Source organism: Pseudomonas sp. HP_08 (assembly GCF_055284095.1).
The window spans coordinates 45,690-67,268 of the sequence record NZ_JBTOQC010000045.1 but is presented as its reverse complement, the minus strand read 5'-3'; the positions used below and the strand labels follow the sequence as shown (position 1 = coordinate 67,268).

General features: G+C 60.6%; 22 protein-coding genes. 19 read left to right on the top strand and 3 right to left on the bottom strand.

From position 1 onward, the window contains the following. The first annotated feature begins 20 nt into the window (after nt 1–20). Nucleotides 21–1,040: a UDP-N-acetylmuramate dehydrogenase gene (murB, locus tag ACYAS9_RS24600; protein ID WP_463571048.1), complete on the top strand. Its 1,020-nt coding sequence runs from the start codon at nt 21–23 to the stop codon at nt 1,038–1,040. An 8-nt stretch (nt 1,041–1,048) separates the two neighbouring features. On the opposite strand, the gene ACYAS9_RS24595 is transcribed toward murB, so the two are convergent. Together ACYAS9_RS24595 and rne are read right to left on the bottom strand one after the other, a co-directional pair. Then, nucleotides 1,049–1,972, bottom strand: a complete 924-nt coding sequence (locus ACYAS9_RS24595) for an oxidoreductase (protein WP_463571047.1) — start codon at nt 1,970–1,972, stop codon at nt 1,049–1,051. 88 nt (nt 1,973–2,060) lie between these two features. Next, a complete protein-coding gene (gene rne / locus ACYAS9_RS24590; protein WP_463571046.1) occupies nt 2,061–5,576 on the bottom strand; it encodes a ribonuclease E in 3,516 nt (1,171 codons plus the stop codon). 723 nt (nt 5,577–6,299) lie between these two features. Here rne and rluC point away from each other — a divergent pair. Genes rluC through ACYAS9_RS24575 form a run of 3 tightly spaced genes read left to right on the top strand, consistent with a single transcriptional unit; the run spans nt 6,300 to nt 8,924 of the window. Next, entirely contained in the window at nt 6,300–7,256 is a 957-nt protein-coding gene (rluC, locus tag ACYAS9_RS24585; RefSeq protein WP_463571045.1) for a 23S rRNA pseudouridine(955/2504/2580) synthase RluC, read from the top strand. Beyond that, nucleotides 7,246–7,908 carry an HAD-IA family hydrolase gene (locus ACYAS9_RS24580; RefSeq protein WP_463571044.1) on the top strand — a complete coding sequence of 221 codons (663 nt, stop codon included), beginning with the start codon at nt 7,246–7,248 and terminating at the stop codon, nt 7,906–7,908. The genes rluC and ACYAS9_RS24580 overlap by 11 nt, the downstream gene beginning before the upstream one ends. A gap of 26 nt (nt 7,909–7,934) precedes the next feature. Beyond that, nucleotides 7,935–8,924 carry a S49 family peptidase gene (locus ACYAS9_RS24575; RefSeq protein ID WP_463571043.1) on the top strand — a complete coding sequence of 330 codons (990 nt, stop codon included), beginning with the start codon at nt 7,935–7,937 and terminating at the stop codon, nt 8,922–8,924. Between the two features lie 50 nt (nt 8,925–8,974). On the opposite strand, the gene ACYAS9_RS24570 is transcribed toward ACYAS9_RS24575, so the two are convergent. Further along, nucleotides 8,975–9,553 carry a Maf family protein gene (locus ACYAS9_RS24570; RefSeq protein ID WP_463571042.1) on the bottom strand — a complete coding sequence of 193 codons (579 nt, stop codon included), beginning with the start codon at nt 9,551–9,553 and terminating at the stop codon, nt 8,975–8,977. A gap of 106 nt (nt 9,554–9,659) precedes the next feature. On the opposite strand from ACYAS9_RS24570, the gene ACYAS9_RS24565 reads away from it, so the two are divergent. The 15 genes from ACYAS9_RS24565 to ACYAS9_RS24495 all read left to right on the top strand — a co-directional run bounded on the left by ACYAS9_RS24565 (nt 9,660) and on the right by ACYAS9_RS24495 (nt 21,548). Next, nucleotides 9,660–10,187, top strand: coding sequence for a YceD family protein (locus ACYAS9_RS24565; RefSeq protein ID WP_463571041.1), 528 nt, complete (start codon nt 9,660–9,662; stop codon nt 10,185–10,187). 13 nt (nt 10,188–10,200) lie between these two features. Continuing rightward, nucleotides 10,201–10,383, top strand: coding sequence for a 50S ribosomal protein L32 (gene rpmF / locus ACYAS9_RS24560; RefSeq protein WP_010447173.1), 183 nt, complete (start codon nt 10,201–10,203; stop codon nt 10,381–10,383). Nucleotides 10,384–10,387: 4 nt separating this feature from the next. Next, nucleotides 10,388–11,413 (top strand): phosphate acyltransferase PlsX, encoded by a 1,026-nt coding sequence (gene plsX / locus ACYAS9_RS24555; protein WP_463571040.1) that lies wholly within the window; start codon nt 10,388–10,390, stop codon nt 11,411–11,413. A 121-nt stretch (nt 11,414–11,534) separates the two neighbouring features. Continuing rightward, nucleotides 11,535–12,473, top strand: a complete 939-nt coding sequence (gene fabD / locus ACYAS9_RS24550) for an ACP S-malonyltransferase (protein WP_463571039.1) — start codon at nt 11,535–11,537, stop codon at nt 12,471–12,473. Between the two features lie 16 nt (nt 12,474–12,489). Then, on the top strand, nt 12,490–13,230 hold the full coding sequence (gene fabG, locus ACYAS9_RS24545) for a 3-oxoacyl-ACP reductase FabG (protein ID WP_463571038.1): 741 nt from the start codon (nt 12,490–12,492) through the stop codon (nt 13,228–13,230). Nucleotides 13,231–13,427: 197 nt separating this feature from the next. Continuing rightward, nucleotides 13,428–13,664 (top strand): acyl carrier protein, encoded by a 237-nt coding sequence (acpP, locus tag ACYAS9_RS24540; protein WP_463571037.1) that lies wholly within the window; start codon nt 13,428–13,430, stop codon nt 13,662–13,664. A gap of 112 nt (nt 13,665–13,776) precedes the next feature. Next, nucleotides 13,777–15,021 carry a beta-ketoacyl-ACP synthase II gene (fabF, locus tag ACYAS9_RS24535; RefSeq protein WP_463571036.1) on the top strand — a complete coding sequence of 415 codons (1,245 nt, stop codon included), beginning with the start codon at nt 13,777–13,779 and terminating at the stop codon, nt 15,019–15,021. Next, nucleotides 15,021–15,836 carry an aminodeoxychorismate lyase gene (gene pabC, locus ACYAS9_RS24530; protein ID WP_463571035.1) on the top strand — a complete coding sequence of 272 codons (816 nt, stop codon included), beginning with the start codon at nt 15,021–15,023 and terminating at the stop codon, nt 15,834–15,836. The genes fabF and pabC overlap by 1 nt, the downstream gene beginning before the upstream one ends. Before the next feature lie 3 nt (nt 15,837–15,839). Further along, complete coding sequence (gene mltG, locus ACYAS9_RS24525) at nt 15,840–16,961, top strand: endolytic transglycosylase MltG (RefSeq protein WP_463571034.1); 1,122 nt, start codon at nt 15,840–15,842, stop codon at nt 16,959–16,961. A 16-nt stretch (nt 16,962–16,977) separates the two neighbouring features. Next, entirely contained in the window at nt 16,978–17,610 is a 633-nt protein-coding gene (tmk, locus tag ACYAS9_RS24520) for a dTMP kinase (protein ID WP_463571033.1), read from the top strand. Beyond that, a complete protein-coding gene (locus ACYAS9_RS24515; RefSeq protein WP_463571031.1) occupies nt 17,603–18,589 on the top strand; it encodes a DNA polymerase III subunit delta' in 987 nt (328 codons plus the stop codon). The genes tmk and ACYAS9_RS24515 overlap by 8 nt, the downstream gene beginning before the upstream one ends. 31 nt (nt 18,590–18,620) lie before the next feature. Further along, entirely contained in the window at nt 18,621–18,977 is a 357-nt protein-coding gene (locus ACYAS9_RS24510; RefSeq protein ID WP_056836836.1) for a PilZ domain-containing protein, read from the top strand. A 13-nt stretch (nt 18,978–18,990) separates the two neighbouring features. Further along, a complete protein-coding gene (locus ACYAS9_RS24505; RefSeq protein ID WP_463571029.1) occupies nt 18,991–19,776 on the top strand; it encodes a TatD family hydrolase in 786 nt (261 codons plus the stop codon). A 274-nt stretch (nt 19,777–20,050) separates the two neighbouring features. After that, nucleotides 20,051–20,704 carry a LysE family translocator gene (locus tag ACYAS9_RS24500; RefSeq protein WP_463571028.1) on the top strand — a complete coding sequence of 218 codons (654 nt, stop codon included), beginning with the start codon at nt 20,051–20,053 and terminating at the stop codon, nt 20,702–20,704. Between the two features lie 181 nt (nt 20,705–20,885). Next, nucleotides 20,886–21,548, top strand: a complete 663-nt coding sequence (locus ACYAS9_RS24495) for a TetR/AcrR family transcriptional regulator (protein WP_463571026.1) — start codon at nt 20,886–20,888, stop codon at nt 21,546–21,548. The last annotated feature ends 31 nt before the right edge of the window (nt 21,549–21,579 follow it).

Sequence of the window (21,579 nt, the reverse complement as noted above, 5' to 3'; positions counted from 1 at the left end):
TTCCTGACGAGGCTCGGCGCATGAGTCTTGAGGTGCGTGCGGCGGTTTCCCTCAAGCCGTTCAACAGCTTTGGCGTTGATGTGCAGGCCAGGCTGTTTGCTGAGGTTCATGACGACGATCAAGTGCGGCAAGCGCTGGCGCAGGCCCGTGAGTTGCAGGTGCCACTGCTGGTGATCGGCGGTGGCAGCAACCTGCTGCTGAGCGGCGATGTACAGGCGTTGGTGGTGCGCATGGCCAGTCGCGGCGTGCGGATTCTCAGCGATGAGCCGCAGCGTGTCGTGGTTGAGGCCGAGGCTGGCGAGCCCTGGCACCCGTTTGTGCAAACGTGTTTGCAGATGGGCCTGGCAGGGCTGGAAAACCTCAGCCTGATTCCAGGCACGGTCGGCGCGGCGCCGATGCAGAACATTGGCGCCTACGGGGTCGAGATCAAGGATGTGTTCCACAGCCTGGTCGCCCTGGAGCGTGAAACCGGTGAGCTGCACGAGTTCTCTCTGGAGCAGTGCCGGTTTGGCTATCGCGACAGTGTGTTCAAGCAGCAGGCCGGGCGCTGGATCATCCTGCGGGTACGTTTTGTCTTGAGCCGCGAGGCGCATCTGCACCTTGAGTACGGCCCGGTGCGTCAACGCTTGAGCGAGCAGGGCATCGAGCAGCCGACGCCGCTGGATGTCAGTCAGGCCATCTGTGCGATTCGCAGCGAGAAGCTTCCGGACCCTGCCGTGTTGGGCAATGCCGGCAGTTTCTTCAAGAATCCGCTGGTCCCCGCCGAGCAGGCCGAAGCCCTCAAGCTGCGCTATCCGCAATTGGTGGCTTATCCACAGGCTGATGGTCTGGTGAAGCTGGCGGCAGGCTGGTTGATCGAGCAGGCCGGCTGGAAGGGCTTTCGCGAAGGCGATGCGGGCGTGCATCGTTTGCAGGCGCTGGTGCTGGTCAACTATGGCGCGGCCACCGGCCTGCAATTGTTGAATCTGGCGCAGCGCATTCAGGCCGATATCGTCGAGCGCTTCGGGGTCAGCCTGGAGATGGAGCCCAACCTGTATTAAGCCCGGTCTCAATCGGCGGGTGGCAAGCCAGGGTCGATGCCGGTCATGGCAATTGACTCATCCCAGAGTCGTCGTGCGAGTGCAGGGTCTTGCGCCTTTGCCGAGCGCGACGCCTTGCCCGAGACGCCTCTTGCTTCACCCAGTCCCGTCGGGCCGTAATAAGCGCCTGGCGTTACGTCTCCGGTCGCCGCTTGCAGCGCAGGCAATGCGCCCTTTTCTGCAGTATTGAGCAACCATCTGACCAGCGGACCGAAGAACTGCATGGGCCCCATGAAACGGCCCAGTTCGGTGGCGGCAATGCCTGGATGACAACCCAGCGCCGTCACGTTTGAGTGGGCGGCGCGCAGTCGTCTATCAAGCTCGAAAAAGAACAGCGCATTGGCCAGCTTGCTGGCGCCATAGCGTTTCATCCGGTTGTAGCTTTTTTCGGCATTCAGATCATCCCAGTCGATGCTGGCGCCCCGGTGCGCAATGCTGGAGGTGGTCACGACCCTGGCGCCGGGTGTTTCGCCGAGTTTGGGCAACAGCAGGGCGGTCAGCGCGAAGCAGCCCAGGTGATTGACGCCGAACTGGAATTCAAAGCCTTGTCGGGTGCGCATGAGCGGTGGCGTCATCACCCCTGCGTTATTGATCAGGGCATCCAGGCGCGGCTCGGTAGCCACCTGGCTGGCGGCCATTTGCAGGCTTGGCAGGTCCGCCAGGTCCAGTGCGATAAATCTCAGGTCGGCATTCGGGTGGATGGATTCGATGCGCGCCATGGCCTGCTCGGCCTTGGCTTGATCGCGGCATGCGAGCAGGACCCGTGCGCCACGTGCCGCCAGTACGCGGGTGATCTGATAGCCGAGCCCGGTATTGGCGCCGGTGACCATGAAGCACTTGCCAGACTGATCGGGCACATCGGCTTCGGTAAAGCCTGTTGAAGGGGCGGGCATGATGAGTCTCTCGTTCAAGTGATGGCAGTTAATTCAGAGACAAAAAAGCCCCGCCTGCTTACACAGGCGGGGCTTTTTATAAGGCAGATCAGACCAGCGGTTTGCTTTCGCGGGTGTCTTCCTCAGTCAGGGCCTGCTGGGGAGCGGTCTGTTCAACCTTTTCCTCGGCAGTGTCCTGGGCAGGTGCGGCTTCGGTTACCACCAGCGGTTCTACTGCCGGTGCTTCGATTGCCGCATTTTCGACGACAGGGGCTTCGACGGGCGCCACTGGGGCTGCCTGATTTTCAGCTTCCTGACGACGACGCTCTTCCTCTTCACGCTTGCGACGACGCACTTCACGTGGATCGTTCGGGGCGCGGCCGTTGCTGCTGACAGGCAACGCTGGTGCTTCTACCGGCGCGGCCACTGCAGGTGCTTCGACAGCCACTGGCGTTTCGATGGCTGGCGTCTCAACTGCCGGCGTTTCAACTGCCAGCGTTTCAACGACAGGAGCCTCAACGACCGGAGCTTCGACAACTGGCGACTCGGCGATGGCAGCCGGCACTTCAGCCACTTCAGGCTCTGCCTGGACGGCAGGGACTTCGGCTACCGGAACGCTCAGTTCGGAAGACTCGGTTGCCGGAACGTCTGTTTCGACCACAGCTTCAACCGGAGCTTCAACCTCTGGGGTTGGCTTTGGCGTCGGCGTGAAACGCGCGGCTGGCTGGTCGTCTGCGATCACGACAGGTGCAGGTGCTGCGTCGCTCAGCTCGACGTCAGGAGCAACCTGGCTTGCTTGCGCAGGCTCGATGCTTTCGACGGCTGGTGCTTCTACAACTGCATCGGCGTGTGGCGCAGTCACTTCTACAGGAGTGGCTTCTACCGGCGTTGCTTCGACCACAGGTGCTTGTGCAACCGGGGTTTCGCTGGCAGTGACATCCAGAGCTGGCGCTTCGACTGTTTCGACCGGAGCCTCGACCGCAGTCTCGGCGACTGGCGCAGCTGCCGTTTCGCTGGCACGTTCGGCCTGCTGATTGGCATCGGCTTCAGCCGGAGCGCTGATCACGCCGCCTGCAACGGCTGCAGTAACGACCAGGCCAGCAGCCACGGCGTCGCTGTGCTCATCGTTGCCAGCTTCTTCGCTGCCTTCGATGATGTTGCCGTTGGCATCGCGTTGACGCTCGCGACGGTTGCTGCGACGACGCTGACCACGGGAGCGACGACGAGGGCGATCGCCATCGTTACCATCCTGTTGCTCGTCGTGCGCCTGATCTTCACCGTTCAGCGTTTCTTCTTCGCTGGCGGCAGCGTCTTGCTCTACACGTGGCTGACGTTCTTCACGCGGTGCACGTGGTTGGCGCTCTTCGCGTGGAGCACGCTCCGGGCGTTCTTCACGTACGGCCGGTGCATCGGCAACCGGTGCCTCGACAGCGCTGGCTGCCAGGGCAGCGGCGACCGGAGCGGCATCCAGCGGCTCGCGCAGTTCGCGTACACGCTCTTCACGTGGCTTGCGATCACGAGAGTTGCGCTCTTCACGCGGGGCGCGGGCCGGGCGTTCTTCACGCTGACCGTTTTCTTCACGAGGGGCACGCTCTTCACGAGGCGCGCGTTCTTCGCGAGGTGCGCGTTCTTCACGCGGCGCACGCTCTTCGCGAGGTGCGCGTTCTTCGCGTGGCGCACGCTCTTCACGAGGTGCACGTTCTTCACGCGGGGCGCGTTCTTCGCGAGGCGCACGCTCTTCACGTGGAGCACGTTCGGCGCGTTCTTCGCGTGGTTTGCGCTCTTCATCGCGGCGGTTGTTGCGACCGCGGCTTTGCTGACGGCCGTTACGGCGCTCGTCATTGCGCGCCGGGCGCTCGGTGCTGGCTGGTTTCTCGGCGGCGACCGGGGCGACAGGTTCCGGCTTGCTGGTGGCGAACAGGCTGACCAGCGACTTCACCAGGCCCTTGAACAGGCTGGGTTCGTGCGCAGGTGTCGGTGCGACGACCGGAGCAGCAGCGGGTGCCGCTTCTTCGGCCGGTACAGGCGCGTTGGCGCGTGCCGGTGCCGTCTTGACCGCAGCTTCCTGGCGAACCAGGGTGCGGGTGGCGCTGACCTGAGGCACAACTTCTTCGACTTCGGCAGCAGCGGCTGCGATTTCGTAGCTGGTGTTGATGTTGGCGTCAGGGTTGTCGTCACGCAGGCGCTGCACTTCGAAGTGCGGCGTTTCGAGGTGGTCGGTCGGCAGGATGACGATGCGGGCACGGGTGCGCAGTTCGATCTTGGTGATCGAGTTGCGTTTCTCGTTGAGCAGGAACGCGGCAACCGGAATCGGCACCTGGGCGCGGACTTCGGCGGTGCGGTCTTTCAGCGCTTCTTCTTCGATCAGGCGCAGGATAGCCAGCGACAGCGATTCGACGTCACGGATGATGCCGGTACCGTTGCAGCGTGGGCAGACGATGCCGCTGCTTTCGCCCAGCGAAGGACGCAGGCGCTGACGGGACATTTCCAGCAAGCCGAAGCGCGAAATGCGACCGACCTGAACGCGGGCGCGGTCGGCTTCCAGGCATTCGCGGACTTTTTCTTCCACGGCGCGCTGGTTCTTGGCTGGCGTCATGTCGATGAAGTCGATGACGATCAGGCCGCCGATGTCACGCAGACGCAGTTGGCGGGCGATTTCTTCGGCCGCTTCCAGGTTGGTCTGCAGGGCGGTTTCTTCGATGTCGCTGCCTTTGGTGGCGCGCGCCGAGTTGATGTCGATGGACACCAGGGCTTCGGTCGGATCGATCACGATCGAGCCGCCCGACGGCAGTTCGACCACACGCTGGAAGGCGGTTTCGATCTGGCTTTCGATCTGGAAGCGATTGAACAGCGGCACGCTGTCTTCGTACAGCTTGATCTTGGTCGCGTACTGCGGCATCACCTGGCGGATGAAGGTCAGGGCTTCTTCCTGGGCCTCGATGCTGTCGATCAGCACTTCGCCGATGTCCTGGCGCAGGTAATCGCGGATCGCGCGAATGATCACGTTGCTTTCCTGGTAGATCAGGAACGGTGCAGAGCGATCCAGCGATGCTTCTTTGATGGCGGTCCACAGTTGCAACAGGTAATCGAGGTCCCACTGCATTTCTTCGCTGCTGCGGCCCAGGCCTGCAGTGCGCACGATCAGACCCATGTCGGCGGGGGCGATCAGGCCGTTGAGGGCTTCGCGCAGTTCATTGCGCTCTTCGCCTTCGATGCGGCGCGAGATGCCACCGGCACGCGGGTTGTTGGGCATCAGCACCAGGTAACGACCGGCCAGGCTGATGAAGGTGGTCAGGGCGGCGCCCTTGTTGCCACGTTCTTCTTTTTCGACCTGGACGATGACTTCCTGGCCTTCGCTCAGGACGTCCTTGATGTTGACCCGGCCTTCAGGGTTCTTCTTGAAGTACTCGCGGGAGATTTCCTTGAGGGGCAGGAAGCCGTGGCGCTCGGAGCCGAAGTCGACAAAGGCGGCCTCAAGGCTTGGTTCGATGCGAGTGATGCGGCCTTTATAGATGTTGGCCTTTTTCTGCTCGCGTGCACCGGACTCGATGTCCAGATCGTAGAGGCGCTGGCCGTCTACCAGAGCAACACGCAACTCTTCGGGTTGAGTTGCGTTAATCAGCATTCTTTTCATGTAGTACCGTCGGTTTCCGGGCTGCCGGAAACGGCGTTCGGCACACACGACTTCTCACGGTCGGTGTCAGAGCACGTCAGGAGTGCCGAAGCGCTCCAGTTTCTGGCGAGTATCCCGGCCAACAGGGCCGGAAAGTCGCAACGACGTATCCTGTTTGCTGTGGTGACATAAGACACCCATTCAGCAAAAGCTTGGTCAGGAGGAGGAATCGGCCATCGGTAGCGGACGAGATGAAGCGTCTTTGAACAGCGTTGTTGCTACACAGTCCGATGGTCGTGCGTCTCCGCCCTACACGTATCCCTGATAATTCGGGTGCTGCCGTGCGCAGAATCCGCAGCGGGTTGGCTTTTACCGCGATCTTCCCGTGGAAGCTCGCGCATCATGGCTCGAGGCGTTGTTCGTAAGGCTCCGCTCAAAGCGCCCGGAAGCGACTGCACCTTGTGAACTGGCCGTGGGTTATTCGCTCGGCAAGCGCGAGTAGGACTCAGCGATCCGGCGTATTTCAGGCCTCATGTCACCTGCGCTTGTTACATTTCCAGGGGGCTTTGTTATCACCGAAAGCCTTGCAGGGCGGCCTCCCGCCCTGTGAATTGCGTTGGTCAGGGCCGGTTGTCAACCGTTTGTCCGCTGTCCGACCGCTTTTGGCGGCGTTCGCGACTATAGCAGCAATCATTAAGTGCTTCAAATCCATAAAAAATTGTTATGATTCGCGGCATGACGAATATTGCCCCCCCAACCCCCGGCGTCCAGCTGGTCGAGGTTGCCCCGGAACTTGCCGGTCAACGTATTGATAATTTTCTGATCACGTACCTCAAAGGTGTGCCCAAGACCTTGATCTACCGCATCGTGCGCAAAGGCGAAGTGCGGGTGAACAAGGGGCGGACCAAGCCTGAGTACAAGTTGCAGGCGGGCGACATCGTGCGTATTCCGCCGGTGCGCGTGCCTGAGCGCGACGAGCCGGTGCCGGTGGCGCAGGCTCTGTTGCAGCGTCTGGAAGCGGCGATTGTCCATGAAGACAAGGCGCTGATCGTGATCAACAAGCCTGCCGGTATTGCCGTGCATGGCGGCAGCGGCCTGAGCTTCGGGGTGATCGAGGCGTTCCGCCAGTTGCGTCCCGATGCCAAGGAGCTGGAGCTGGTCCATCGTCTGGACCGCGATACCTCTGGCCTGCTGATGATTGCCAAGAAGCGCAGCATGCTTCGCCATCTGCACGAGGCCTTGCGCGGTGATGGCGTCGACAAGCGCTACATGGCGCTGGTGCGGGGTAACTGGCCGACCAGTTGCAAACAGGTGCGTGCGCCATTGCTCAAGAGCAACTTGCGTTCGGGCGAGCGCATGGTCGAGGTCAACGATGAGGGCAAGGAGGCCTTGACGCTGTTCAAGGTGCTGCGTCGCTTCGGTGATTTCGCCACCATGGTCGAGGCCAAGCCGGTCACCGGCCGTACTCACCAGATTCGTGTGCACACCCTGCATGCCGGGCATTCGATTGCCGGTGATTCCAAGTACGGTGACGAAGACTTTAGCCGCGAAATTCGTGACCTGGGCGGCAAGCGCCTGTTTTTGCACGCTTATATGTTGAATGTGCCGTTGCCCGATGGCGGGCTTCTTCAATTGCAGGCTCCCGTCGATGAGATGTGGGCCAAGACCGTGGAGCGTTTGAGTGCGCCGTGATTATGACCTGCTGATCTTTGACTGGGACGGCACCCTGGCCAACTCCATCGGTCGTATCGTCGAAGCCATGCGCGCGGCGGCCATTAATGGCGACATGCCGGTGCGTGACGATGCGGCGATCAAGGGCATTATTGGTCTGGGTCTGCCTGAAGCCATTCGCACGCTTTACCCGGAAATATCGCCCAATGCGCTGCTGGATTTTCGCCAGCGCTACGCCGACAGCTACATGGCCATGGATCAAGTGGCCTCGCCGCTGTTCGATGGTGTGCTGGAGTCGATGCAGGTCTTTCGCGAGCAGGGTTATCGCCTGGCCGTGGCGACCGGCAAGGCGCGGCGCGGGCTGGACCGTGTACTGAGTGCGCATGGCTGGCTTGAGTATTTCGATATCACCCGGGCTGCCGACGAAACAGCCAGCAAGCCCGACCCGCTGATGCTGCACGAGATCATGGCGCATTGCGACGTGGCGCCTGAGCGGTCGCTGATGATCGGCGACGCTTCGTTCGATCTGTTGATGGCGCGCAATGCGGGCATGGATTCGGTGGCGGTGGGCTATGGCGCGCAATCGCTGGACTCGCTGCGCGAATACGGGCCGCGTCTGGCCATCGAGCATTTTTCCGAACTGCGTACCTGGCTGGATGGACGTAGTAACTAGTTTTTCGCAGGTGGGGTGAGTGAGCTATGTCTGACCAATGGAAGGCGCCGACGCTGGAAAAGGACGGGTCGCCGGAAGATGCCAAGAGCTGGAAGCTGTTAGAGAAAACCCTGCTGGCCGGTGTTCAGGAACAGCGTCGCAGTCGGCGCTGGGGTATTTTTTTCAAGTTTCTGACGTTTGCCTATCTGTTCACGGCGCTGTTGCTGTTCACGCCCTTGTTTGGCGATAAAAAGACATCGAGCAAGGGCGATCACACGGCCCTGGTCGAGATTCAGGGCATGATCGCCGACAAGGAATCGGCCAGCGCCGACAACATCGTCGGTAGCCTGCGGGCCGCTTTTGAAGACAGCAAGACGCGCGGCGTGATCCTGCGCATTAACAGCCCTGGCGGCAGTCCTGTGCAGTCGGGTTATGTGTATGACGAGATCCGTCGTCTGCGTGCCGAAAAGCCTGCGATCAAGGTCTATGCGGTGATTACCGATCTGGGGGCTTCGGGCGCTTATTACATCGCCAGTGCGGCCGATCAGATCTACGCCGACAAGGCTAGCCTGGTGGGTTCTATCGGTGTGACGGCGGCCGGCTTTGGCTTTGTCGGCATCATGGAGAAGCTGGGCGTGGATCGTCGCACCTATACCGCAGGTGAGCATAAGGCGTTCCTTGACCCGTTCCAGCCGCAAAAGGCTGACGAGACCCAGTTCTGGCAAGAAGTGCTGGCGACCACCCACCGTCAGTTCATCGCCAGCGTCAAGCAGGGGCGTGGTGATCGCCTTAAAGACAAGGAGCATCCTGAGCTGTTCTCCGGCCTGATCTGGACCGGTGAGCAAGCTGTCGGGCTGGGGCTGGTCGATGGGCTGGGCAGTTCAAGCTATGTGGCGCGCGAGGTGATTGGCGCCAAGGACATCGTCGACTACACGATTCAGGAGTCGCCGTTTGACCGTTTCTCCAAGAAGCTGGGTACCAGCATTGCCGAGCGTCTGGCGATGTGGGCTGGCTTTACCGGGCCAAGCCTGCGCTGATCGTTGCGGTGCTGCGTAATAAAAGCCCGGCCATTGGCCGGGCTTTTATTTCAGGGAATGCTGACGCCTTCCTTTATGAGCATGTCGACCAGGCGAATCAGCGGCAGGCCTATCAGGCTGGTGGCGTCTGTGCCTTCGGTGCTTTGAAACAGGCTGACGCCCAGGCCTTCGGCCTTGAAGCTGCCGGCGCAGTCATAGGGCTGCTCGGCGTGCAGGTAGCGCTCCAGTGTGGCGTTGTCGAGCTCGCGAAGCTGGACGCTGAACGGCACGTAATCAACCTGATACTGGCCGGTACGGCTGTTGAGCAGGGCCAGGCCGGTCAGGAATGTGACCCGCTTGCCACTGGCGGCGGACAGCTGCGCCAGGGCGCGCTCGAAGGTATGTGGCTTGCCGAGAATCTCCTCGCCGAGCACCGCCACCTGGTCGGAGCCGATGATCAAGTGGTCGGGGTGGCTGGCTGCAAGGGCCTGGGCTTTTTCCTGGGCCAGGCGCTGCACAAGCTCGATGGCGCTTTCGCCGGGCCGGTGGCTTTCGTCGATGTCGGGCGAACTGCAGGTGAAGGGCAGGCGCAGGCGGGCGAGTAATTCGCGCCGGTAAGGCGAGCTGGAGGCAAGTAGCAAGGATGGCATGCGATTCTCCACGGATTGGACGTTGAATTCTAATCAGGGCCGGTCCTCGCTGACAGGCTCAATTTCCTTTGACATGCCAAGGGGCGATCCCTAGAATGCTGCGCCTATGTTGAATGACCAGATTCCACCTCACGTTGACCCTCGCAAATTGGCTGACCGCGGCACTTCCCTTGAAGGAAATGTGCAGCTGGCCGATCTGGAGAGGCTGTGCGACCCGTTGGCCGATAGTGTCGGCACGGTACAAGCGAAATTCATTTTCGAGCGAGATGAGCGCCGGTCGGTGGTTTTCCACACCCAGCTGCAGGTCCCGGTCAAAATGGTTTGCCAGCGCTGTCTTGAGCTGGTCACCCTGCCGATCCAAAGCGAATGTACCTACATCGTGGTGAAGGAGGGTGCGAATACCCAGTCGTTGCCGAAAGGTTATGACGTACTGGAACTGGGCGAAGATCCTTTGGATCTGCTGGCATTGATCGAGGAGGAGCTTTTGCTCGCCTTGCCAATCGTGCCGGCTCATCAACCGGAAGAATGCCAGCAACCGGCGGGTCTCGATGAGCCCGAACCGAGCGTGGACGAGGTAACACGGTCCAACCCGTTCAGTGTATTGGCGCAGTTAAAGCGTGACCCAAACGTTTAGGAGTTAATCAATTATGGCTGTTCAGCAGAACAAAAAATCCCGCTCTGCCCGCGACATGCGCCGTTCGCACGACGCCCTCGAGGCCAGCGCTCTGTCGGTTGAGAAAACCACCGGTGAAGTTCACCTGCGTCACCACGTATCGCCTGAAGGCGTTTACCGTGGCCGTAAAGTGATCGACAAGGGCGCTGACGAGTAATTTCTTGTCCGCTCCGATCATCGCGATCGACGCAATGGGCGGGGACTTCGGTCCCCGCAGCATTGTAAAGGCAAGCCTCGCCTGCCTGACTGCAAACCCCTCGCTGCACCTGGCCCTCGTCGGCCAAGCCCCCCTTATTGAAGAACTGATTGCCCGCCAGCAGTGTGTGGACCGTACGCGCCTGCACGTTGTGCATGCCAGCGAAGTCATCACCATGGATGAAAAGCCTTCACAGGCCTTGCGCGGCAAACCTGACTCTTCCATGCGCGTGGCGCTCGGTCTGGTGGCTGATGGGCAGGCCCAGGCGTGTGTCAGTGCCGGCAACACCGGGGCATTGATGGCGCTGTCGCGTTTTGTACTCAAGACGCTTCCGGGCATTGATCGGCCGGCCATGGTGGCGGCAATTCCGACCCGTAACGGCTATTGTCAGTTGCTGGACCTTGGCGCGAACGTCGATTGCAGTGCTGAAAACCTTTATCAGTTTGCAGTCATGGGTGCTGTGGCGGCCGAAGTGCTCGGCGTGGTGCGACCAAAAGTCGCGCTGCTCAACGTCGGCACCGAAGACATCAAGGGTAATCAGCAGGTTCGTCAGGCGGCAGCCTTGCTGCAGGCGGCGCCGGGACTCAACTACATTGGTTTTGTCGAAGGCGATGGCTTGTACCGTGGTGAAGCGGATGTCGTGGTGTGCGACGGTTTTGTCGGTAATGTCCTGCTTAAATCCAGTGAGGGCCTGGCGACGATGATCGCCGACCGGATTGAAACATTGTTCACGCAAGGTGTGCTGGGCAAGCTGGCGGGCGTTGTGGCCCTGCCATTGCTCAAGCGCTTGCAGGGCGACCTTGCACCCGCGCGGCATAACGGTGCCAGTCTGCTGGGTTTGCAGGGGATCGTGGTCAAAAGCCACGGTGCTGCCGGCGTCGAAGGCTTGCAGAGTGCGATCCAGCGCACGGTGGTGCTGGTGCAGGAAAATCTACCGCAACGCCTGCGTGGGCGGCTTGAAACGCTGCTGCAGGGGCGTGAGCAAATGTGACGCTGCACGCAGGCGGATCATCCAACCGTTCAGTCGTGCCGATTTAATCGTGCCTGTTTGCATCATGTCGTCGGCTGCGCCGGCGGCTCATTTCAAAGATAACTACTCAGGGGCCTGTTACATGTCTGCATCCCTCGCATTCGTCTTTCCGGGTCAAGGATCGCAATCGCTCGGCATGCTTGCCGAACAAGGCGCGCACCATCCGTTGATCCTCGATACTTTCGAGCAGGCGTCCGAAGCGCTGAACTACGATCTGTGGAAGCTGGTTCAGGAAGGTCCGGTCGAGCTGCTCAATCAGACCGACAAGACCCAGCCGGCCATCCTTACCGCCTCCATCGCCCTGTGGCATGTGTGGCTGGCGGAAGGCGGCGCGGTGCCTGCGTATGTCGCCGGTCACAGCCTGGGCGAATACAGCGCCCTGGTTGCCGCACAAAGCCTGGCGCTTGAAGATGCCGTCAGGCTGGTCGAGCGTCGCGGTCAGCTCATGCAAGAGGCCGTACCGGCCGGGCAGGGCGGCATGGCGGCGATTCTCGGGCTGGACGATGCCGATGTGATTGCTGCCTGTGCCGAAGCGGCGCAAGGCGAAGTGGTCAGTGCGGTCAATTTCAACTCGCCAGGCCAGGTCGTCATCGCCGGTAGCGCAGAGGCGGTCAAGCGTGCAATCGAGCTGTGCAAGGCGCGTGGCGCCAAGCGTGCGTTGCCGCTGCCGGTCAGCGTGCCGTCGCACTGTGAGTTGATGCGTCCTGCGGCCGAGCGTTTTGCCGAGTCGGTCGAAGCCATCGACTGGCAGGCGCCGGGCATTGCTTTGGTGCAGAACGTCAGTGCCGCAGCGGTCACTGATCTGGCGACCCTCAAGCGTGATCTGCTTGAGCAGTTGTACAAGCCTGTGCGCTGGGTCGAGTCCATTCAGTGTCTGGCAGGTCTCGGTGTAACCCAATTGGTCGAGTGTGGTCCGGGCAAAGTGCTCGCCGGCCTGAACAAGCGCTGCGCCGACGGCGTGGTGACCTACAACCTGGATACCCCCGACGCCTTTGCTGCCGCGCGTGCGGCACTGGCTTGAACAAGGAGAAATCTGCATGAGTCTGCAAGGTAAAGTTGCATTGGTAACCGGCGCCAGCCGCGGGATTGGTCAGGCCATCGCTCTGGAACTGGGGCGCAACGGTGCCGTGGTCGTCGGTACCGCGACCTCCGAAGCGGGTGCAGAGCGCATCAGCGCGACCCTCAAGGAGCATGGCATCGAAGGTTTCGGCCTGGCGCTGGATGTCTGCAATGCCGAGTCCGTCGAAAGCGTGCTGGCGACGATTCAGGAGCGTGTAGGCGTACCGTTGATCCTGGTCAACAATGCGGGCATCACACGCGATAATCTGATGATGCGCATGAAAGACGACGAATGGCACGATGTCATTAACACCAACCTGACCAGTCTGTACCGCCTGTCCAAGGGCGTTTTGCGCGGTATGACCAAGGCGCGTTGGGGTCGAATCATCAATATTGGCTCTGTTGTCGGTGCCATGGGCAATGCCGGTCAAGTAAACTACGCTTCCGCGAAGGCTGGGCTGGAAGGTTTCAGTCGTGCACTGGCGCGTGAGCTCGGTTCGCGTGCCGTGACCGTGAACGCGGTCGCGCCAGGCTTTATCGATACGGACATGACCCGCGAATTGCCGGATGCCCAGCGCGAAGCCTTGCTGACCCAGATTCCTCTGGCACGCCTGGGGCAAGCGCAAGAGATCGCCAACGTAGTGGCATTTCTTGCGTCCGAGGGTGCAGGCTATGTGACCGGGGCTACAATCCCGGTGAACGGCGGGATGTACATGTGAGCTGATGACGACTGTTCGTTTCAAAAAAATGTAATACGAGCTGTCTAAAATCCGTTATAAAGCTGCAATCTTTCAATGGGTACAGGGGCGGTGGGGAGCCGGAGGGGTGCGATAAGCTTGAAAAGCCCAAAACCTCTTCTATACACTTACCCACTGGCCAGATGCCTGAACATTTCCACTAGGAGTTAAAACTAGGTATGAGCACCATCGAAGAACGCGTCAAGAAAATCGTTGCCGAGCAACTTGGCGTCAAAGAAGACGAAGTGAAGCTGCAGTCTTCTTTCGTTGAAGACCTGGGCGCTGACTCCCTGGACACTGTTGAGCTGGTTATGGCTCTGGAAGAGGAATTCGAGACTGAAATTCCTGACGAAGAAGCGGAAAAGATCACTACCGTTCAGGCTGCCATCGATTACGTGAATGCCCACAAGGCCTGATTTTTCGTAATTGCTGCCTGCTGTATGGGAAAACCGCACTGCTTTTACCGGCGTGCGGTTTTTTCTTTAAAACGATGAAGATGTTTCGCCAACGAGAGAGAAGGAGAGTCCTGTGTCGCGTAGACGCGTCGTGGTCACCGGGATGGGAATGATATCGCCACTGGGCAATGATGTACCCAGCAGTTGGCAAGGCATTCTGGCAGGCCGCAGTGGCATTGATCTTATCGAGCACACTGACCTGTCGGCTTTCACCACTCGCTTCGGTGGTTCGGTGAAGGGGTTTGATGTCACGCAATACCTGGCGCCCAAAGAGGCGCGGCGGGTCGATCTCTTTATTCAGTACGGCCTGGCGGCCAGTTTTCAGGCTGTGCGTAACGCAGGGCTTGAAGTGACCGATGCCAACCGTGAACGCATCGGTGTCGCGATGGGTTCGGGCATTGGCGGGCTGACCAACATCGAGAGCAGCAGCCGTCTGCTGCATGAACAGGGACCTGGACGGATTTCTCCGTTTTTCGTGCCTGGCTCGATCATCAATATGATTTCCGGCTTCCTGTCCATCCACCTCGGTGCACAGGGGCCCAATTACGCTATTTCCACCGCCTGCACCACTGGCACTCATTGCATTGGCATGGCGGCGCGCAACATTGCTTACGGTGAAGCCGATGTGATGATTGCCGGCGGCGCCGAAATGGCGGCGTGCGGTCTGGGCATGGGCGGCTTTGGTGCCGCCCGCGCGCTGTCGACGCGCAATGACGAGCCTGCACGTGCCAGCCGTCCCTGGGACAAGGATCGCGACGGTTTTGTGCTGTCCGACGGTTCCGGTGCCATGGTGCTTGAGGAGCTTGAGCATGCCAAGGCGCGTGGCGCGACCATTCTGGCCGAGCTGGTTGGCTTCGGCATGAGCGGCGATGCGTTCCACATGACATCGCCGCCTGACAACGGTGCCGGTGCTGCTCGCTGCATCACCAATGCCCTGCGCGATGCACGGGTCAATCCCGAGCAGGTGCAGTACATCAACGCCCACGGCACCTCGACCCCGGCTGGTGACCTCGCTGAAGCCCAGGCGATCAAGAGTGTGTTCGGTGATTACGCCTATGAACTGGCGGTCAGCTCGACCAAATCGATGACTGGCCACCTGTTGGGCGCGGCGGGCGCCGTCGAGGCGATTTTCAGCGTGCTGGCCCTGCTCGATCAGGTGGCACCGCCGACCATCAACCTCGACCAGCCTGACGAAGGTTGCGACCTGGACTTTGTCGCCCATGAAGCCCGGCGCATGCCGATCGATGTCGTACTGTCCAACTCCTTTGGTTTTGGCGGTACCAACGGCTCGCTGGTGTTCCGCCGGTTCAGCGAGTGATGCCGGCCTGGGTCGACGGCTGCCCGGCTGACGCGCTGTCGTTGGCCAATCGGGGGCTGGCGTATGGCGATGGTCTGTTCGAGACCATCGCCGTCAAGGCGGGTTGGCCCTTGTTGTTCGAGCGCCATCTGCAACGGCTCGACAACGCCTGCCAGCGCCTGGCGATAGACTTGGACCTGGCGCTGGTCAGTGCTGAAATGACGCGCTTTGCCGCGCAACTGGGCGACGGGGTCATGAAGCTGATTCTGACCCGTGGCGATAGCCTGCGCGGCTACGCCCCGGCAGTCGACGCAGCGCCCCGGCGCATTCTTCAGGGCTCGGCTGCACCGGCCTATCCGCCCGCGCATTACGAGCAGGGCGTCTGGCTGTTTGAATGCCAGACGCGCCTGGCCGAGCAGCCGCTATTGGCCGGCCTGAAACACCTCAATCGCCTGGAGCAGGTGCTGGCCCGTGCCGAATGGCGCGATCCGCATTACGCCGAAGGCCTGATGCGCGATATGTCCGGGCGTCCGGTCGAAGGCGTGTACAGCAATCTGTTCCTGATTCGTAACGGGGTATTGCTCACCGCCGAGCTGAACCGTTGCGGCGTGGCCGGCGTGATGCGCGGCGAATTGCTCGATCAGGCACGAACGCTGGGGATTACTGTCGAAATCCGCGACTTGTCGATGTCTGACCTTGAGCAGGCAGATGAACTCTTTGTGTGCAATAGCGTGTATGGCATCTGGCCGGTGCGTGGGTTTGCACAGTTGAACTGGCCGGTCGGACCGCTCACCCGTAAACTGCAGTCTATTGCGCGTGTGCTTCTGGATAACTGATTCGTGATCCGAAAATTACTGGTGTTACTGGAAACTGCCGTCGTTCTGGTGGTGTTGGCGCTCGGCTATGCGCTCTGGGAACAGAACCAGGCCTTGCATCAACCCTTGAACGTCACTCAAGAGCGTTTGCTGGACGTGCCAAGTGGCTCGACGCCATCGGGTGTCCTCAGTCGCCTGCAAGGTGATGGCGTCATCGAGGGCGCGTTCTGGCTGCGCCTGTACTGGCGCTTCAACCTGGCCAGTCAGCCATTGCACAGCGGTGAATACCGCATGACTCCAGGCATGAGCGTTCAGGACCTGTTTGGCGTGTGGAAGCGCAAAGAGGTGGTGCAATACAGCGTGACCCTGGTCGAGGGCTGGAACTTTCGTCAGGTGCGAGCAGCGCTGGCACGTCAGGACAAGCTCGAACAAACCCTGCAAGGCCTCAGCGACAGCGAATTGATGGCCCGCCTTGGCTATCCGAATGTCGTGCCCGAAGGGCGATTCTTCCCGGACACCTACCGTTACGTGCGCGGCATGACCGATGTCGAACTGCTCAAGCAGGCCTACAAACGCCTGGAAGATGTACTCGATGACGAGTGGCGCCAGCGTGCGCCAGACTTGCCCTACGTCGACCCGTATCAGGCGCTGATCATGGCATCGCTGGTCGAAAAAGAGACGGGTGTACCTCAAGAGCGCGGCCAGATCGCCGGGGTTTTTGTGCGCCGCCTGCAAGTGGGCATGCTGCTGCAGACCGACCCGACCGTGATCTACGGCATGGGTGAGCGCTACAACGGCAAGATTACCCGCGCCCACCTTAAAGAGCCCACGCCTTACAACACGTACGTGATCGCCGGCCTGCCGCCGACGCCCATTGCGCTGGCCGGCCGCGAGGCTATCAATGCCGCCTTGCATCCGGTGGCCGGACGCAGCCTGTACTTCGTCGCCAAGGGCGACGGCAGCCATGTATTTTCTGCAAGCCTGGATCAGCACAATGCGGCGGTACGCGAATACCAGATCAAGCGCCGCGCCGATTACCGTTCAAGCCCGGCCCCGTTGACCGCGCCGGCCACCGATTCAACCCCTGCGCCAACCGATCCCGCTGAGGCTGCGCCAACGCCCGGTGACGAGCCGGTTGAGCCATGACCCACAAGGATTTCCTGTGACTGGCCTGTTTATCACCCTTGAAGGCCCGGAAGGCGCCGGCAAAAGCACCAATCGCGAGTATCTGGCGGCACAGTTGCGTGCCCATGATGTCGACGTCGTGCTGACCCGCGAGCCTGGTGGCACGCCGCTGGCCGAGCGGATCCGCGAGATCCTGCTGGCGCCCAGCGATGAAGTCATGAGCAGCGATGCCGAACTGCTGCTGGTCTTTGCCGCACGTGCCCAGCACATTGCCGAGGTCATTCGCCCGGCGTTGGCGCGCGGTGCGGTGGTGTTGTGTGATCGCTTTACCGATGCCACGTATGCGTATCAGGGCGGCGGGCGCGGTCTGTCGCATGAGCGCATTGCCGTGCTGGAGCAGTTCGTTCAGGGCGAACTGCGTCCCGACCTGACGCTGGTCTTCGACTTGCCGGTCGAAATCGGCCTGTCGCGTGCAGCGGCCCGTGGCCGGCTGGACCGCTTCGAGCAGGAAGGCCGGGCCTTTTTCGATGCCGTGCGCAGCACCTATTTGCAGCGCGCGAATGCCGAGCCCGCACGTTACAAATTGATCGATGCGGCGCAGTCGCTTGAGCAGGTTCAGCAATCGCTCAATGCCCTGTTGCCTGGCTTGCTGGAACGCTGCCGTGGCTGAGGCCTACCCTTGGCAGGACGCGCTGTGGAAACAATTGGCCGGCCGCCCCCAGCACGCCCACGCTTACCTGTTGCACGGCCCTGCCGGCATTGGCAAACGCGCGCTGGCCGAGCGGCTGATGGCGCTGTTGCTGTGCCAGCGGCCTGAAAGCCTGAATGCCTGCGGGCAATGCAAGTCCTGCCTGCTGCTGGTCGCGGGCAGTCACCCCGATAATTATGTTCTTGAGCCTGAAGAGGCTGACAAGCCGATCAAGGTCGATCAGGTGCGTGATCTGGTGAGCTTCGTGGTCCAGACCGCGCAAATGGGCGGGCGCAAGGTCGTGCTCATCGAGCCGGTCGAGGCGATGAACATCAATGCCGCCAACGCCCTGCTGAAAAGCCTTGAAGAGCCCTCGGGCAATACCGTCTTGCTGTTGGTCAGCCACCAGCCCAGCCGCTTGTTGCCGACCATCAAGAGCCGTTGCGTACAGCAGGCTTGCCCGCTGCCTGGCGAGCGCATGAGCCTCGACTGGCTGGACGCGGCGCTGCCTGACCTCGACGAGTCGATGCGCGGCGAATTGCTGACCCTGGCTGCCGGCTCGCCGCTTCTGGCGGTCAAGTTGCATGCGCAAGGCGTCAGTGAGCAGCGTGCGCTGGTGGTCGACGGGGTCAAGAAATTGCTCAAGCAACAGCAGTCGCCGACGCAACTGGCCGAAGCCTGGAAAGACGTGCCGCTGCTGTTGCTGTTTGACTGGTTCTGCGATTGGTCGCACCTGATGCTGCGTTATCAGCTGACGCAGGATGAAGAGGGCCTGGGCCTGAACGATATGCGTAAAGTGGTGCAGTATCTGGCGCAGAAATCGGCGCGTAGCAAGGTGTTGGCCATTCAGGACTGGGTGTTGGCCCAGCGCCAGAAGGTAATGGGCAAGGCCAATCTCAACCGCGTGCTGTTGCTGGAAGCGTTGCTGGTGCAGTGGGCAGGCCTGCCTGGACAGGCGTAGACTGCGTTGAATGTTACTTCGAGGAGCTGCAATGAGCTTGCCGATCAGTCCTGGTCCGCGTAACGGTATTTTGTCTTTGACCATCAAGGACAAATCCGTGCTGTATGCCGCCTACATGCCCTTCGTCAAGAACGGCGGCTTGTTCATCCCGACCGGCAAGAACTACAAGCTGGGCGATGAAGTATTCATGCTGCTCAACCTGATGGACGAGCCGGAAAAGGTCCCGGTTGCCGGGCGCGTCATCTGGATCACACCCAAGGGCGGGCAGGGCAACCGCGCCGCTGGCGTCGGTGTGCAGTTCAGCGACGGCGACAACACCGCGCGCAACCTGATCGAAACCCATCTGGCCGGCGCCCTCAAGTCCGACCGTCCCACCCACACGATGTAGTTGTGTTCTTGCCATGCTTGTAGATTCCCATTGTCACCTTGACCGCCTCGACCTGACCTCGCATGCGGGGTCGCTGGATGCCGCGCTGGACGCCGCGCGTGCCCGCGGCGTCGGTCATTTTCTGTGCATCGGTGTCAGCGCCGACAACGCCGCCGTGGTCAAGGCGCTTGCCGAGCGCTATGACGATGTTGACTGCTCGGTCGGCATTCATCCGCTGGACCTGAGTCCGGGTGAAGCGCCTGCTCTTGAGTGGTTGTTGACCGAACTGGATCACCCGCGCGTAGTGGCCATTGGTGAAACCGGCCTGGATTACCATTACGAGCCCGAGGCGGCCGAGTTGCAGCAAGCCTCGTTTCGTTTGCATTTACAGGCAGCCCAGGTCACCGGCAAGCCGGTGATCGTGCACACTCGTGCTGCACGCAGCGATACCCTCGACCTGTTGCGTGAGGCGGCATTGCCACAAGGCGGTGTTCTGCATTGCTTTACCGAAGACTGGGACATGGCCAAGGCCGCCCTGGACCTGGGCTTTTATATCTCGTTGTCCGGGATCGTGACCTTCCGCAATGCCGATGCCTTGCGCGATGTGGCACGCCAGGTGCCGGCCGATCGCCTGCTGGTCGAGACCGACTCGCCTTATCTGGCCCCCATTCCCTATCGCGGCAAGCCCAACCTGCCGCAATACGTGCGCGAAGTGGCGGAGTTTCTGGCCATGCTGCGTGGCGAATCCTATGAGCGCTTTGCCGAACAGACCACGGCCAACTTCGCCCGCCTGTTCCCGCTTGCCCACTTGCGGGGTTAAATCGCGCGCAAAAAGAAACCCGGGTTCTGGGGGGTGAATCCGGGTCCAAGACCATTAGGAGTAAATCAAAGGCAGGTCATCCATGAGTGCCTTTACCGGCGCGACATTTGGGGGAATGCACGCCAACGTTTTAAGTATTGATGAGGATGCAGTGGCGTCCAGTCGACTTTGATCATTTTTTAAACAGTTTTGGAATACTAAATCCTGCATTCAGAGCCGGATGAATGGTCTGTGTGCCACTCATGGGCGCCACTTTTGTGTGAGGTATTGATAAATGGAGTTTTCCAACGGCTTTCTGCTGAGCCTGTCGTTATGCCTGGATATTGGCCTGGCCAATATCGCCATGATGACGCTGGCCATGCAGCGCGGTTTCTCCAAGGGGTTATGGCTGGGTATCGGCACCTGTTTCGGTGACCTGGCCTACGCCGTGCTGGCCATGACGGGCATGGCGGTGTTGTTGCAGTATGAAGCGGTGCGCTATGTCCTGTGGCTGGGCGGCACGGCGGTACTGAGCTGGTTCTGCTTCAAAATGATCATGAGCGCCATGTCTGCCACCACGGTCTTGCACGCCCAGGAGCGTCCGGCCAATGACAGCAACAGCACCTTGTTCTTTCGCGGCATCTTCCTGGCCATGTCGTCACCGACCGCCATATTGTGGTTTGCCGCCGTGGGCGGGGCGATCATTGCCCGCCAAGGCGCGGACCTTGGCAGTGCGTCGGCATTCTTGAGCGGGTTTTTCGTCGCCGGGCTGTGCTGGTCATTCGCCTTGTGCGCGCTGGCCCATCAGGGCGGGCGCTTGCTCGGCGAGCGTATGCTCAAGTGGTCCTATATCGCTTCGGCATTGATCTTCGCCTACTTCGCTATTTACGTAGTGGTCACTGGCTACATCGAATTCATCGGCACCTCGTCGCCGGTTTTCGAGCACTGACAGGCCGGGCGTCCGGGCCTGCTTGCCACCGGGCCGTGCCAGGGATAGCCTCGGTACCAAGGCTGAAACAGCGGCAGGTTTGCCGGTTGCGCAGTGTCTTGAAAAGTGGATGGTCCGTGCAATTTCGCGCAAGACAGGCATAATACGCGGCTTCGATTTGAGCCCTGCAGATTTACTCACTATGCAAAAAGAACCTCGAAAGGTCCGTGAATTTCGCCGTCGTGAGCAGGAAATTCTGGATACTGCGCTGAAGCTGTTTCTCGAGCAGGGCGAAGACAGCGTTACCGTCGAAATGATTGCCGATGCCGTCGGCATCGGTAAAGGGACGATCTACAAGCACTTCAAGTCCAAGGCCGAAATCTATCTGCGCCTGATGCTCGATTACGAGCGTGACCTGAACGCGCTGTTGCATTCGGCCGATGTCGACAAAGACAAGGAAGCGCTCTCGCGCGCCTATTTCGAGTTTCGCATGCGTGATCCGCAGCGTTACCGGCTGTTTGATCGCCTTGAAGAAAAGGTCGTCAAGGGCAATCAGGTTCCCGAGCTGGTTGAAGAACTGCACCGCATTCGGGCCTCCAACTTCGAGCACCTGACCTTGCTGATCAAGGGAAGGATCAACGAAGGCAAGCTTGAGGATGTGCCGCCGTATTTCCATTACTGCGCCGCCTGGGCGTTGGTGCATGGCGCAGTGGCGCTGTATCACTCGCCGTTCTGGAGCAATGTGCTCGAAGATCAGGAAGGCTTTTTCCAGTTCCTGATGGACATCGGCGTGCGCATGGGCAACAAGCGCAAGCGCGACGCCGATAACCACCCGGAACCTGCGCTCGATCCAGTCGACAAGTAAACAACTGCGCCCAATGTGAGCAGAGATGGCG

What these genes read in the sequence shown, in the direction of transcription:
- murB (WP_463571048.1), top strand. Translation starts at nt 21, where the DNA reads ATGAGTCTTGAGGTGCGTGCGGCGGTTTCCCTCAAGCCGTTCAACAGC.
- ACYAS9_RS24595 (WP_463571047.1), bottom strand. Translation starts at nt 1,972, where the DNA reads ATGCCCGCCCCTTCAACAGGCTTTACCGAAGCCGATGTGCCCGATCAG.
- rne (WP_463571046.1), bottom strand. Translation starts at nt 5,576, where the DNA reads ATGCTGATTAACGCAACTCAACCCGAAGAGTTGCGTGTTGCTCTGGTA.
- rluC (WP_463571045.1), top strand. Translation starts at nt 6,300, where the DNA reads ATGACGAATATTGCCCCCCCAACCCCCGGCGTCCAGCTGGTCGAGGTT.
- ACYAS9_RS24575 (WP_463571043.1), top strand. Translation starts at nt 7,935, where the DNA reads ATGTCTGACCAATGGAAGGCGCCGACGCTGGAAAAGGACGGGTCGCCG.
- ACYAS9_RS24570 (WP_463571042.1), bottom strand. Translation starts at nt 9,553, where the DNA reads ATGCCATCCTTGCTACTTGCCTCCAGCTCGCCTTACCGGCGCGAATTA.
- ACYAS9_RS24565 (WP_463571041.1), top strand. Translation starts at nt 9,660, where the DNA reads ATGTTGAATGACCAGATTCCACCTCACGTTGACCCTCGCAAATTGGCT.
- rpmF (WP_010447173.1), top strand. Translation starts at nt 10,201, where the DNA reads ATGGCTGTTCAGCAGAACAAAAAATCCCGCTCTGCCCGCGACATGCGC.
- fabD (WP_463571039.1), top strand. Translation starts at nt 11,535, where the DNA reads ATGTCTGCATCCCTCGCATTCGTCTTTCCGGGTCAAGGATCGCAATCG.
- fabG (WP_463571038.1), top strand. Translation starts at nt 12,490, where the DNA reads ATGAGTCTGCAAGGTAAAGTTGCATTGGTAACCGGCGCCAGCCGCGGG.
- acpP (WP_463571037.1), top strand. Translation starts at nt 13,428, where the DNA reads ATGAGCACCATCGAAGAACGCGTCAAGAAAATCGTTGCCGAGCAACTT.
- pabC (WP_463571035.1), top strand. Translation starts at nt 15,021, where the DNA reads ATGCCGGCCTGGGTCGACGGCTGCCCGGCTGACGCGCTGTCGTTGGCC.
- ACYAS9_RS24510 (WP_056836836.1), top strand. Translation starts at nt 18,621, where the DNA reads ATGAGCTTGCCGATCAGTCCTGGTCCGCGTAACGGTATTTTGTCTTTG.
- ACYAS9_RS24505 (WP_463571029.1), top strand. Translation starts at nt 18,991, where the DNA reads ATGCTTGTAGATTCCCATTGTCACCTTGACCGCCTCGACCTGACCTCG.
- ACYAS9_RS24500 (WP_463571028.1), top strand. Translation starts at nt 20,051, where the DNA reads ATGGAGTTTTCCAACGGCTTTCTGCTGAGCCTGTCGTTATGCCTGGAT.
- ACYAS9_RS24495 (WP_463571026.1), top strand. Translation starts at nt 20,886, where the DNA reads ATGCAAAAAGAACCTCGAAAGGTCCGTGAATTTCGCCGTCGTGAGCAG.